This window comes from Oculatella sp. LEGE 06141 (genome assembly GCF_015207605.1).
Lineage (GTDB): Bacteria > Cyanobacteriota > Cyanobacteriia > Elainellales > Elainellaceae > Oculatella.
The window spans coordinates 124071-138823 of the sequence record NZ_JADEWO010000008.1 but is presented as its reverse complement, the minus strand read 5'-3'; the positions used below and the strand labels follow the sequence as shown (position 1 = coordinate 138823).

Sequence of the window (14753 nt, the reverse complement as noted above, 5' to 3'; positions counted from 1 at the left end):
GAAGCGGTTTACGAATTAACCAGGGGAGAGATTCAGATGTCAGAGAACAATAAAACCGTCTTAGAAGCGGCAAACGCGGCGATCGCCCAAGGCAACTACGAAGGATTCTTGTCATTCTGCGCCGACGACACGCACTGGACATTTGTAGGTGACAGAACCCTGAACGGAAAAGCAGCCGTTCGCCAGTGGATGGCAACGACCTACGTAGAGCCACCAACGTTTGTGGTTACTCACTTAATCGCTGAAGGTGATTTCGTCACGGCAGTTGGCGATATAACCATGAAGGACGAAGACGGGAAGGCGGCTCATTACTCGTACTGCGATGTCTGGCGCTTTCGCGGCGGTAAGATGGTCGAATTAAGGGCTTTCGTCATCAAAAACCGGAGTTGAGGATGAAACCAGCAGCACTGCCACAGGAAGCTGAAAGCAATCCAGCATTGAAACTTACCACTTTATACTCAAGAGTCATAATACAGCCATTTTTATTTGCATTCACCACGCCTCAAACCATACACCCCACATCTATCTTGGCGAGACTGTGGCTGACTCGGTTGAGAACTGCTGTAAGATTGCTGTAAGCCTGAGATTGCTGTAAGCCAGTAACAATGAAGATTCTAGTCGTAGAAGACGATGGATTGACTGCTGAAGCACTGATTGCCACGTTAAGCCATCAAAACTATACCGTTGAGGTTGCCCCGGATGGAGAGGCAGCATGGGCACTGGCAGAGACGTTTGCTTACGATTTAATTCTGCTGGATGTGACCCTGCCTAAGCTGGATGGCATTAGCCTCTGTCAACGGTTGCGATCGTACGGGTATCAGATGCCCATTCTACTGCTGACCGCTCGTGACAGTAGCCACGACAAAGCGATCGGACTAGATGCAGGTGCCGATGATTATGTTGTGAAACCCTTCGATCCAGAGGAGTTAGCCGCTCGAATTCGGGCACTTTTGCGCCGCAATCAGGCAACAGTTCAATCGGTGCTGGAATGGGGCGACTTACGCCTTGACCCAAGGAGTTGCGAAGTAACCTACGCAACGCGGCTTCTGGCATTGACGGCTAAAGAATATGCCCTACTGGAACTGTTTTTACGAAACCATCAGCGGGTATTTAGCTGTGGGGCCATCCTGGAAAACCTCTGGTCGTTTGAGGATATCCCCAGTGATGAGGCGGTGAGAACGCATATCAAAGGATTGCGCCAGAAGCTCAAAACTGCCGGTGCTCCAACTAATTTAATTGAAACGGTCTATGGCATTGGCTATCGGCTTAAACCGTTGGAGAAGGCGGAAGACAGAAGGCAAAGGACAGAAGAGAAACAGACAGGCCAGAAACAATCCTTGGAGCACTCGTCATCTGAATCTGCTGATGTGAGTGCCGAAGAGGTTGGGCAGCAAACTTGGGCAGCGATCGCCGAGGTGTGGCAACGATTTCAACCCAGAGTTCATGAACAGATCGCTGTGTTGGAGCAGGCGGTTACGGCATTGAGCCACCAAACGCTAAGCCATGAGTTGCGGCAGCAGGCAGAGCAAGAGGCACACACGTTAGCGGGTTCTCTAGGAACGTTTGGCTTTGAACAGGCTTCCCAATTGGCTCGATCGCTTGAACAGCAATTTCTGTCCAGCAATCGCTTGAAGTCTAACCAGATTCATCAGTTGCAACAGCTTATCGTAAGCTTGCGACAGGCGATCGCAGGGTCTGAAACACAGGAGCAATTGCCTGCTCAACCAGAAAAACTTCCGTTGCTGTTAATTATTGATTGCGATCGCACAACGGCTGAATCCATTAAGGCTGAAGCCTCAAATTGGGGGCTTAGAGCCGAGTTAGCCGTGGATTTGGCGATCGCTAAACAGTTGATTCAGCAGGAACAACCAAACGTTATTCTGCTGGATCTAACAGTTTCTCAACACACAACAGACCGTTTCAATCTGTTCGCTGAATTGCAGCAAACTCCTTCCTTGCCGATGCTGGTGTTCACATCCAAGGAAGATTTACAGCATCGTTTGGAGGCTGCCCGTTTAGGTGGACGAGCATTTCTACAAAAACCGCTGCCTGCAACTCAAGTGCTCAAAGAGGTAACTCGCATTCTGCATCAAACCGATCCGGTAAATGCCAGAGTGATGGTAGTAGACGACGATTCTCAATTGTTATCAACGGTGAGAACGTTACTACAACCCTGGGGGCTTCACGTCACCACGCTCAGCAACGCCAATCAGTTTTGGGAAACGCTGGAAGCCGCTGCACCAGACCTATTAATTTTAGACGTCAAAATGCCTGATATCAACGGCATTGAGCTATGTCAGGTGGTGCGTAATGATGTGCGCTGGAGCGGTTTACCCATTGTTGTTTTAACGGCTTACACCGATGCTCATACCGTTAATCAGGTGTTTGCGGCGGGTGCTGATGACTTTATCAGCAAGCCGATCGTGGGTCCAGAACTGATAACTCGCATCATCAATCGCCTAGAGCGCATTAAACTGCTGAAGAATGTCGCCACGCTGCATCAAACTGAAGTGGCAGAGCGAAAGAAAGCCGAAGCGACCTTACGAAAAGTAAAAGATGAACTGGAAATTCGGGTGGCAGAACGAACGGCTGAATTGGTCAATGTCAATCAGCAGTTACGCTCTGAACTTAACGAGCGTAAGCAAATTGAAGAAGCGCTGAGAATATCGCAGGTACGCTTTTCCAGCATTCTCGATATTGCTGATGATGCCGTAATTTCGGTGGATAGAAAGCAACAGATCACTCTATTCAATCAAGGAGCAGAAAAGATTTTTGGCTACACCGCACAGGAGGCGATCGGTCAACCGCTGGATTTGCTGTTGCCGAGACGCTTTGCAGACGTGCATCGGAAACATGTGAATGACTTTGGTCAATCGTCTAGTGAAGCGCGCCGTATGGGGGAACGCCGAGAAATCTTTGCTCGCCGCAAAAATGGGGAAGAGTTCCCGGCGGAAGCCTCGATTTCTAAGCTGCAATTGAGAGGAGAAACAATCTTTACGGTGATCTTACGAGACACGAGCGATCGCAAAGTAATTGAACGGATGAAAGATGAATTTATATCCATCGTCAGCCATGAACTCCGTACGCCTTTAACTTCGATTCACGGTTCACTGGGAATGCTGGCGAGCGGATTACTGGAGGCCGAACCCGAAACTGGAAAACGCTTGCTGGAAATCGCGGTTGATAGCACCGAGCGGCTGATTCGATTGCTCAATGACGTTCTGGACGTCGAACGCATTGAATCAGGCAAAGTCACGATGGACAAACATACCTGCAATGTTGCTAATTTGATGACGAACGCCGCAAATGTAATGCAGGCAATGGCAGAAAAGTTTGGCGTGACCCTATCTGTAATGCCTTTAGCAATTGAAGTATGGGCAGATAGCGATCGCATCATTCAAACCATTACTAATCTGTTGAGTAATGCGATTAAGTTTTCGCTTCAAGGTACAACCGTTTGGCTATCGGCAACTCATCAAAAAGATCATGTTTTATTGCAGGTCAAAGACCAGGGACGAGGCATTCCAACCGACAAACTGGAAACTATCTTTGAACGCTTTCAGCAAGTCGATGCCTCCGACTCTCGTAATCAGGACGGCACTGGTTTAGGCTTGGCGATCTGCCGCAATATTGTGCAACAGCATGGAGGACACATTTGGGTTGAGAGTACGTTAGAGGAAGGCAGTACATTTTACTTTACGTTGCCTATTGGCAAAGGTGATGGGGGCGATCGCGTTTAATTTGTAACGTTGCCCCATTACCCGCCGCCGATAACCGTTGCAATATCACTATCAACTCTCGGCTGGGTGGATCGCTAGAATTTTTCTATATATCTTCGGGCGAGGTACGCATGAGCTTTTGAGTATTAGACTTTACATCATAGATTGACCCTACTTCTTTTCGTGCGGCAACCTCCCAAAAACAACTGAAGATGAGGCACAAATGATTAAAGGCGCGCCCCATTACAGGACGCGCCACTAGGCACTTTACCCCAACCAAACTTTATTAGTAGGCTCCGCTCTTGCCAAAAACCGCTTTAATCGTTCTCAAGATTAGGATGATGTCGTAAGTTACAGACCATTTGTGTTGGTAAGCCACATCCATCTTGACGATATCTTCGAAGTCTTCTACTTCAGAGCGACCGTTTGCCTGCCATTCGCCGGTGATGCCAGGTTTCACAAGGAGACGCTGGAAATGGTGGCGCTCGTACTTCATCACTTCGTCAACAGTAGGAGGACGAGTCCCAACCAGGCTCATATCACCCTGGAGTACATTCCAAAACTGAGGTAACTCGTCCAGGCTGGTGCGGCGCAAGAAGCGGCCCACTTTTGTAATTCTTGGATCGTTGCGGTTCTTGAAGATGCTGCCCTTGGCTTCGTTATGCACCAGATGCTTCAGGCGGTCAGCATCAACCACCATTGAGCGGAATTTCCAAATTCGGAACGTGCGACCGTTTTGTCCGCAGCGAACTTGGCTGTAGAGAATTGGACCAGGGTTATCTAGTTGAATGGCGATCGCCAGCGGTACAAAAATCAAGGCGGTAATCGCTAGACCAACCAGCGAACCTGCGATGTCGATTAAACGCTTTGCTTTGCTGGTGACAGATGGATGCACTTCCTGTGCAGGTGCAGGTGCAGCAATTTCTGGGATAAATGTCATAGACTGGGCAGTCGAGACAGAGAGATTTGGGAAATTGGAAGTGGTAATCACAGCTCGCCGTTTACTCCTCTACAGGTAAGTCAATCTCAGGTGTTGGGTTGAATCCGTTGTTCTTCTGCAAATATACGGGGCAACTCCTAGAGGTGGGTAGTGAAATTGCGTGTGTTTGCCTAATCTTTGAACTAGTTCAACCTTTTATAAAGTTCCAGTGTATTCAAGGCTTCAACTCCAAGAGTGATACCACTTACAACAGCTTGTTCAGTAAGGCATGTAGTTCAAATTGCCAGTGATCCTACGGAATAAATCAAGCTACAACACCTTTCGGTATCCGACGTTACTGTATGGTGCGGGTGACGGTGGACATGCAACGGATGAAGTGAAATCTCAGTCATCCAACTGGTTCCCAGAGCGCTAATTTTCTAGCCTGGATTTGGGATGAAGCGCTGTTGCTAAACGGATAATGCCGTCTTGAATCTGGCGATCGCTGAGTTCTCCGTAGCCAAAAATGAATTCACCTGGCGGCTTGGTTAATAAATAGTGAGGCTGAGCGCTCATCATGCCAACGTTGACCGCAGCCGCTCGCTGCAAAATTTCCGCATCGCTCAAGGGGCTGTGCAGCCGTACCATTAAATGAATGCCAGCATTTTCTCCCAGGATGGTGACCTGCTGACCAAACTGCTGGGTTAAAGCACGGACTAATGTTTGCCGTCGCTGATCGTAGTGCAGTCTCATTTGCCGGATATGTCGCTCTAGATGCCCTTCATCAATAAAATCGGCGAGAACGGCTTGTTCTAATAGCGGCAATTGGCGATCGCTCAGCCACTTAGCGCGGGCAAACGTTGAAACTAAACGATCGGGCAGGACTAAATAACCCATTCGCAATGACGGAAACAATACCTTTGAAAAGGTGCCGATATAAAGGACAGTATGGTTGCGGTCTAATCCTTGCAATGCTGGAATGGGCTGGCTACCGTAGCGATATTCACTGTCGTAATCGTCTTCAATAATGAGCGCCCTGGCCTGCTGTGCCCAGGCCAGCAGTTCAAGCCGACGCGGCAACGACAATATAGCGCCTGTGGGAAACTGATGCGACGGTGTGACATAGACGAGTTTGATTGGGGCTGATGCATGGACGGTGAGTTGATCCACAGCCAGCCCAGCCGTATCGACCGGGATTGGAACCAGCCGCGCCCCGTTGGCCAAAAACGTCCGCCTTGCGCCCAAATAGCTCGGTTCCTCCAGGGCGATCGCCTCTCCCACATTAATAAACAGCCGCGTAATGAGATCGAGCGATTGTTGGGTGCCGTTTGTAATCATGACCTGTTCTGCTGTGCACTGAATCGCTCGGGCTTTAGCCAGATAACGAGCGATCGCCTCTCGTAGCCGTCGATCGTCTAGCGGGTCAGTGGCATAGTCTAACCAGTCCAGTTCAGCACGACAGTGACGAGACAGTAACTTGCGCCATAGTTTAATCGGAAAGCGATCGAGGGCAGGTCGGCCATAGCGAAAATTAATCGCAGCAGTTGGCTCTGTGGCTCCTGGAAGTTCGATATCTGCCAGCCCCAACCCGTAGGCAGAGAGTGGAGGCGATGAATCAGCGATGGCAGGTGATGACAGAACTGGAGCCGTGGGCAGCAAATCATCTGGCAGGCGAGCGCAAACAAATGTGCCTGAACCGACAACGGTTTCTAAGTATCCCTCGCTCAGCAGTTGGTCATATCCCTGGGTGACGGTGGTACGGGAGACGGCTAATGAGGTGGCTAGCGATCGCGTGGATGGCAACCGCTGCTGCGGCAACAGTCGTCCATTGAGAATCGCCTGCCGCAGTTCTTCATAAAGCTGTCGATGTAATGGCGTTGCCGCAGCACGGTTGAGCGTAATCACAAAATCCATACGTTGTGGCTGCCTTGTACCAAAGTGGACTGGTTAAATGCATCAAAATTGGCTATTGTGCAAGTCCAGTTTAGTTAATAGTCTAACTTTAGAGGTTGTTTTAAACGTATTAAACGAGCGTATTTCCCTCAAAGCTTGGCTTTTTAGAAAGCAATGAAATGCAGCTTGACTTAACCCACCAATGACGTTGAAATCAATTAAATCGACCGAGCTTCGCAGCATATATTATCCACTCCACTCCACTCTGTTTTGCCCTATGACCCTGCAACCAGAAACAAACAGCACCAGCCTTGATGAGAATCCAGATCAACTCCCAATAACACCCCGGACGCAGGTTAAGCGAGTTGCCCAACGCGGACATTATGAACGGGACTTGATTTATCAAATTCTGGATGAAGGGTTGGTGTGCCATGTGGGATTTGCCATTGAAAACCAGCCGTTTGTGATCCCAACGGCCTATGGCAGAGTTGCCGATCGCCTTTATATTCACGGTTCCCCCGCCAGCCGCATGTTGCGATCGCTGCAAAAGGGCATTGATGTTTGCGTCACTGTAACGCTGCTCGATGGCTTAGTTCTGGCTCGTTCTGCCTTTCATCATTCAATGAATTACCGCTCAGTCGTGGTATTTGGCACCGCAACCACGGTTCAGAACCCAGAGCAAAAACTGGAAGCGTTGCGCGCCTTCACTGAACAGGTTGTGCCGCAGCGCTGGGATGAGGTTCGGCATCCCAATCGGCAGGAGTTGGCTGGAACCCTGGTACTGTCGCTGCCGCTTACTGAAGCGTCTGCCAAAGTGCGAATGGGGCCACCCGTGGATGATGAGGATGATTATTCTTTGCCAGTGTGGGCAGGCGTTTTGCCGCTGCATCTCAAGGCAGGAGAGGCGATCGCCGATCCACAGCTACCCCCCACTATTGCAACACCGAGCTACGTTCAACACTATGCCCGTCCATACGGTGATGCGATCGCCTAGCGTCATTCTCACCAGCAGATCGGCTTCCTGCTCCGGTTCATTAACTGTAGGGGCGATTGTAGGGGCGGTGTGATACATCGCCCTTGTTTTGTGATGCCCTTGAAGGGATAATTGAAGCGAAGCTGTAAGCCATAACCAACGACAAAAATCTCCTGTTTTTAAGGTTGTCTAATAAGTTTGATTTACCCCTCTTTAATCCGGGTGCGTGTCACCTTCTTGAGAGAAAAACTAGGGTCTGTTTTAAAACCCCCAAAGAATAGTAGCTCATCACGGTACGGGATTTGTCTGGCAGAGTCAATACGGAGGATGAGGAGGAGGGGCGATCGAGCCTGACCGGTCCAACTTGCACTGTAATACTTTCTACATGCAATGCTGAGATTAAAAATGGAAAGGATGTATTTTGGATGGGTATGATCGCCAAAAATTGTGATGAGTCTTTTATAGTTTGAGGTATACCCTCGTCCTCCTCTAAAAAAGCTGCATGGTTGCTTTGCCAGGGATTGCTATCCAAAGCAAAATTTACGAAAGCTCTAATTCTCTGGTGTATCGGGGCATTCGAGATGATGGGGTGGCGATCGTAGTCAAACTGCTCAAGCAAGATTATCCCTCTGCCCAGGAACTAACGCGCTATCGGCAGGAATATGAAATCACCCGCTCCCTCAAGCTGGAAGGCGTGGTCAAGGCATATAGTCAGCAAGACTATCAGCGCACGCTTTTTATTCTCTTAGAAGACTTTGGTGGAGAGTCCATGGAACGATGGATGCGCCAGCGCTCAGATTTCTGCCCCATGCCCTTAGCTACATTTCTGCGGCTGGCGATCGCTCTCACCGACATTCTGAACAAAATCCATGCCGCCACTATCATTCACAAAGATATTAATCCTGGAAACATCGTCCTCAATTTAGAGACTGGTGTTGTTAAAATCATTGACTTTGGGATTGCCACCCGATTTAACCGCACCAATCCCACATTCAAAAGCCCACATGTTTTAGAGGGTACGCTTGCTTACCTGTCTCCAGAACAAACCGGGCGGATGAATCGGCTGCTCGATTACCGCACCGATTTCTATTCACTTGGAGTAACCTTTTACCAATTACTGACTGGACAGTTGCCGTTTGTAACAACCGATGTCCTGGAATTAGTTCACTGTCATATTGCTAAACAACCTGTGCCGCCACACGAACTGAATGCAACCATTCCCAAGCCCGTTTCAGACATTGTCATGAAACTGATGGCGAAGAATGTCGAAGATCGCTACCAGAGTGCCTGGGGCATCAAAGCAGATTTAGCAAACTTGGCAGCACAATTCAACACAACCAGGCAAATCAACACCATCCCACTCGCGCTGCATGATATTTCCGATCGGTTTCACATTCCCCAAAAACTATATGGACGGGAAGCAGAGATTGCAACCTTGTGGGCAGCATTTGAGAGCGTAGCGGGAGTGGGAGAGGGGGAGAGGGGGATGGCAGGAGAAACCATTTCCTCAGCTGCCCAGCCACCCATTCACCCGTTTACCCATAGTCAACTCATGCTCGTCTCTGGCTACGCTGGAGTTGGGAAGTCAGCCCTGGTACAGGAACTCTACAAACCCATCACGGCAAAGCGTGGTTACTTTATCTCTGGTAAGTTTGATCAGTTTCAGCGCAATACTCCCTACAGCGCGATCGCCCATGCTCTACAAAAACTGTTACAACAACTGCTGGGTGAACCAGAAGAACAATTGCAGCAATGGCGATCGCGCCTACTCACAGCCTTAGGCAACAACGGACAGCTCATCATTGATGTCGTTCCTGAAGTAGAACTGATTATCGGCAAGCAGTCACCCGTTCCAGAGGTGGGAGCCACGGAAGCTCAAAATCGCTTCAATCGCATCTTCCAGCAGTTCATCCGAGTATTCTGCTCAGCAGAGCATCCACTCGTGATCTTTCTTGATGACTTACAGTGGGCAGATTCAGCCACACTCAGATTAGTTGAGCTAATCATGCTTGACGAGCAAACCCAATCCCTGTTTCTGATTGGAGCCTATCGCGATCATGAAGTGAGTTCATCCCATCCATTGACAGTCCTGTTGGAGCGATTGCGAAAACAAGGAACCGTGCTTCAAGAAATCAATCTGGCACCCTTAACACTAGAGCCATTAAGCCAGTTGCTCGCTGGAACGCTGCATCAAACCACTGACACTGTGCATTCCTTAGCTGAATTGGTATTGCGTAAAACGAAGGGAAATCCTTTTTTTGTCAACGAATTTTTGCGAATGCTGCATCGCGAAAACCTATTGACCTTTGATGCAACCCGCTTAAGCTGGCAATGGAACATGGAACAGATCCAAGCTCGGACCATCACTGATAATGTGGTGGAGCTGCTGCTGCTCAAGTTGCAGAAACTACCAGCGGGTACTCAGCAGGTACTTCGTTTAGCTGCCTGTGTTGGGGCAGAATTTGATCTAGAGACGTTGGCGATCGTTTGTAAGCAGGCTCCTCAAGCGATTTCTCTAGATTTGCTAGCAGCGATTCAAGCGGAATTGATTCAGCCTGTTTCTGAATTAGATGAGAACTTGTTGGTTCAAGAGTACAAATTCTTGCACGATCGTGTGCAGCAAGCGGCCTATGCCTTAATTGATGAGTCGCAAAAGCAAATTGTTCATCTTCAAATTGGTCGGACATTGCTTGAAAAGACATTGCTTGAAAAGACGTTACCAGAGCGCCAATCGGATCGATTATTTGAAACTGTCGATCATTTCAATCATGGAATTGAGCTTGTTACTGACCAAGTAGAACGAGATGAGATTGCTAAATTGAATTTGATGGCAGGGCAGAAAGCAAAAGGGGCGATCGCCTACAGTACGGCACAAGACTATCTCGCTACAGGCAGGGCATGGCTAACCGCTTCTAGCTGGCAAACAAACTATGACCTGACCTTAGAGTTATATCAAGAAACAATTGAAGTCGCGTACCTGTGTGGCAATTTTGAGCAGGTGGAATACTGGGTAGCGATCGTTCTACAAGAAGCTAAGACGATTCTTGATAGCGTGAAAACCTACGAAGTCAAAATTCAAACCGATGTTGCACAGAACCAACCCCTAAAAGCAATCAATACGGCATTTCAAGTTCTGCAACAATTGGAAATCAATTTCCCAAAAACGCCCAGTCAATCCGATATTCACCTTGAACTAAATACAATCACTGCTCTCCTCCATGACAAAGAGATTGAGAGCTTGCTCCATTTGCCAGAGATGACTGAACCGGACAAGCTAGCGGCGATGAAAATCCTATCAAGCATTACGATCGCTGCCTATGTTACGGTTCCTAATTTAATGCCTCTGCTTGTGACGAAACAAGTAAGTTTATCCATTCAGTACGGTAATGCTGTTGTATCTCCCTTTGCCTACGCCACCTTTGGGTTAGTCCTTTGTGGAACGATCGGAAACATCGAGGCTGGCTACCAATTTGGACAGCTTGCTCTACGGCTATTATCACAGCCTCGTACCCACACACTGAGGGCTAGAACATTGCTGAGCGTCAATAACTTCATCATTCATCGGAAAGAACATGCTAGAGAATTATTGCAGCCATTACTGGAAGGCTATCACATTGGGCTAGAAAATGGAGATTTAGAGTCTGCCGCCTACTGTGCTTATACCCACTGTTTTCAATCCTACGCCAATGGAAAGGAACTCGCAGAGGTTGAACGCGATATGGCGATCTATGGCGACGCCATCCATCAAATCAAACAGAAAACGGCACTAACTTGGAATCAAATCTTTCGGCAGGTTGTCGTAAACTTAATGGGACGCTCGACTAGCCCAACTCAACTCATTGGCGAATTCTACAATGAGGAAAATGAACTGCCAAAATATGAAGCAGCAAATGATGGAAGTACTATCTTTACTGTCCATTTCAACAAACTTTGCCTATGCTACCTCTTTTCTGACTATGCTCAAGCCGTTAAAAATGCAGCCCTAGCAGAAACTCATTTGATCCGACTAACAGGTGCCTTCCTTCAGCCTTTGTACTATCTCTATGATTCTCTGGCAAGACTCGCAACCTATCTTGATAGCAGTACCCAGGTGCAGGAGGAAATTCTCAAGAAAGTTGCAGTTAGTCAGGACAAGATGAAGCAATGGGCACATTATGCACCCATGAATTACTTACATAAATATCATTTAGTTGAAGCAGAAAAAGCACGAGTCTCAGGTCAATTGCTTGAGGCAGAGGAGTTCTACGAGCAAGCGATTCAAGGGGCGAGAGAAAACGCATATATCCAAGAAGAAGCGTTAGCCTATGAATTGGCTGCCAAGTTCTATCTAGGGCGAGGTCGAGACAAGATTGCTCAACTCTACATGAAAGAAGCTCATTATTGCTACGAACGCTGGGGTGCAACCGCAAAAGTCAAGAATTTAGAAACGCGCTATCCCCAGTTCTTTGCTCAGTCGTCGGGTGTGAACGCTCCTTCAATCCTCACCACCACTGGAACCACCTCTAATACCTCGCAGTTTGCTTTCGATTTAGCAACAGTGATGAAAGCAGCTCAAGCCATTTCAAGCGAGATTGAACTGGAGCAGTTGCTCAGTTCGTTGATGCAGATCCTGATCGAGAATGCCGGGGCGCAAACCGGATGTTTGCTGTTAGAGAACGCAGGCGAATGGAGAATCGACGCTGCTTGTGAACTGGTTGAAGGTGAAAGCGTCCGCACAACCCAGGTACTGCAATCGGCTCCAATTACGAATCGTTTACCTGAGTCAATCATTCAATATGTGATCCGAACCCATGAAATCGTTCTCTTAAATGACGCAACGCGTGAAGGTCATTTCATCCATGATCCCTATATTCAGAATCATCAAACTCAGTCGCTGCTCTGTTTGCCGCTGCTGAATCAGAACAAGCTGGTTGGCGTGTTGTATCTAGAAAATCAATTAGCGGCTGGAGCCTTTACACCCGATCGAACCCAAGTTCTAAATCTACTCTCTACGCAGGCAGCGATCGCGATCGAAAATACCAAACTCTACTCCAGGCTCCGCGCTAGCGAAAGTCAGATGACTCAATTTCTCGAAGCGATTCCCGTAGGCATTGGCATTATTGACGCGGTGGGTCGCCCTTACTATGTCAATCAGCGGGGCATTGAGCTGATGGGTAAAGGCGTTGATCCTGCCGCTACATCGGAGCAACTTTCAGAGGTGTATCAATTCTATGTAACGGGAACCGATCAAATTTATCCGAGTGAGAGACTGCCAATTATCCGAGCGTTGAGCGGCGAATGCACCAGAGTTGACGATGTAGATATTCACCAAAACAACGCCATTATTCCCGTTGAAGGGTGGGGCACTCCAGTTTTTGACGAACAGGGTAAGGTGGTTTATGCGATCGTGGCCTTTCAAGACATTACCGAGCGTAAGCAATCAGAGAAACTGCTAGCCGACTACAACCAAGCGTTAGAACAACAAGTGACTGAGCGAACGTTGCGGCTTTCACAAGAGATTGAACAGCGTCAACACGTTGAAAACGCCCTGCGCCAGAGTGAAGAGCAACGTAGGTTGACACTGAATTTCGCCTATATCGGCAGTTGGAGTTGGAACATCTTAGACAATACCGTGCATTGGGATGATAATAACATTCGACTGCTGGGGGTAGAACCTGGTGAAGTTGAGGTTAGCTATCGAGCGTGGCGCGATCGGGTTCATCCAGAAGATGTCGATCGGGCTGAGCAAGCGCTTAAAACCGCTCTGGAAACTCGTACTGATTATGAAGGTGAACATCGAGTGATTTACCCAGATGGGAGTATTCACTGGCTTGTGAGTCGAGGTCGAGGGATCTATAACGAAGCCGGACAGCCTGTGCGAATGTTGGGTGTAACGTTCGACATTAGCGAACAGCGAAACGCTGCACTGCGAGAACAAAAACGTGCCGAAGCAGCCTCCATTCTGGAGGAACGCAACCGCATGGCGCGAGAAATTCACGACACGCTGGCGCAAGCATTCACAGGAATTCTGGTTCATATGGGAGCCGTCTCTCGCTTAGTCGCGACCAATCCAGATGCCGTGCAGACCCATATTGATACGGTTCGAGATTTGGCTCGTAGTGGGCTAACAGAGGCTCGACGATCGGTTGCGGCACTGCGTCCCCAATTACTAGAAGATGGCGACCTATGGACGGCATTGGAGCAATTTATCGCCACCATGTCATCCTCAACCGAAACCCGCCTGATTTATGACATTATTGGCATACCCTATGTGCTACCGCCTGAAACTGAGAATCATCTCCTGAGAATTGCACAGGAAGCCTTTACGAATGCAATCAAGTACGCTCATGCAAGCGAAATTCGAGTGGAGTTGGTTTATGAGCCAACCTTATGCTGTTTACGAATTAAAGACAATGGACAAGGGTTTGAAGTCACCACTACCACGCTCAGCCAGGGATTTGGCTTACTGGGGATGACTGAACGAGCCGAGCACATTGGGGCACAGCTCTCAATTGAAAGTCAACTGGGGCAGGGAACAGAAGTGCTTGTCACGGTGAACCGGGAGGCAGCAGTATGAGCCAGTCCACAACCATTCGCGTTTTACTTGTGGATGATCACGCGATCGTCCGGCAGGGACTCGCTGCCATGATTGAAAATGAGCCAGATATGACCGTGATGGGACAGGCGGGCAACGGGCAGGAGGCGATCGCCTGTTATCGACAGCTACAACCCGATATCACCTTAATGGACTTACGTATGCCCCACATGAGCGGTGTAGATGCGACCATCGCCATTTGCGCTGAATTTGCCCAGGCTCGGATCATTGTGCTCACCACTTACGATGGTGATGAAGATATTTATCGTGCCTTACGCGCGGGTGCTAAAGGCTATCTACTTAAGGATGCTGAACCCGATGCGCTTCTCCACGCCATCCATATCGTTCATAGCGGGCAACAATATATCCCTTCCGAAGTTGCTGCCAAGCTGGTGCAACGCATGAACAACCCAGAGTTGAGCGATCGCGAGCGAGAAGTCATTCATCTCATGGTCGATGGTTTAAGCAATCATGACATTGGTGTGGCTTTGAACATTACTGAAAGTACGGTCAAATTCCACATCAATCGCATCTTGAGCAAATTGGGCGTGAGCGATCGCACTCAGGCGGTGGTTACAGCATTGAAACGAGGGCTTGCTAAGTTGTGACTGAACTTAAGTTCGGTTGCGGATTAGCCGCAGAGATAGATAGTGCCCATCCTTTCGTTCCTTTCAA

7 protein-coding genes are annotated in these 14753 nt (G+C 48.6%); 5 read left to right on the top strand and 2 right to left on the bottom strand.

Annotated elements, in window-relative coordinates:
* The first annotated feature begins 36 nt into the window (after positions 1–36).
* Together IQ268_RS08310 and IQ268_RS08305 are read left to right on the top strand one after the other, a co-directional pair.
* Complete coding sequence (locus IQ268_RS08310; protein ID WP_193877374.1) at positions 37–390, top strand: nuclear transport factor 2 family protein; 354 nt, start codon at positions 37–39, stop codon at positions 388–390.
* Positions 391–605: 215 nt separating this feature from the next.
* Entirely contained in the window at positions 606–3740 is a 3135-nt protein-coding gene (locus tag IQ268_RS08305) for a response regulator (protein ID WP_193877372.1), read from the top strand.
* Positions 3741–4005: 265 nt separating this feature from the next.
* Here IQ268_RS08305 and IQ268_RS08300 read toward each other — a convergent pair whose 3' ends face one another.
* Together IQ268_RS08300 and IQ268_RS08295 are read right to left on the bottom strand one after the other, a co-directional pair.
* Positions 4006–4659 carry a sugar transferase gene (locus IQ268_RS08300; RefSeq protein ID WP_193877370.1) on the bottom strand — a complete coding sequence of 218 codons (654 nt, stop codon included), beginning with the start codon at positions 4657–4659 and terminating at the stop codon, positions 4006–4008.
* A 411-nt stretch (positions 4660–5070) separates the two neighbouring features.
* Positions 5071–6552, bottom strand: a complete 1482-nt coding sequence (locus tag IQ268_RS08295) for a PLP-dependent aminotransferase family protein (RefSeq protein ID WP_193877368.1) — start codon at positions 6550–6552, stop codon at positions 5071–5073.
* A 256-nt stretch (positions 6553–6808) separates the two neighbouring features.
* On the opposite strand from IQ268_RS08295, the gene IQ268_RS08290 reads away from it, so the two are divergent.
* From IQ268_RS08290 to IQ268_RS08280, 3 genes are all read left to right on the top strand, one after another.
* A complete protein-coding gene (locus IQ268_RS08290) occupies positions 6809–7525 on the top strand; it encodes a pyridoxamine 5'-phosphate oxidase family protein (protein WP_193877366.1) in 717 nt (238 codons plus the stop codon).
* 481 nt (positions 7526–8006) lie between these two features.
* Entirely contained in the window at positions 8007–14060 is a 6054-nt protein-coding gene (locus IQ268_RS08285) for an AAA family ATPase (RefSeq protein ID WP_193877364.1), read from the top strand.
* Positions 14057–14686: a response regulator transcription factor gene (locus IQ268_RS08280; protein ID WP_193877362.1), complete on the top strand. Its 630-nt coding sequence runs from the start codon at positions 14057–14059 to the stop codon at positions 14684–14686. The genes IQ268_RS08285 and IQ268_RS08280 overlap by 4 nt, the downstream gene beginning before the upstream one ends.
* Positions 14687–14753 lie beyond the last annotated feature (67 nt).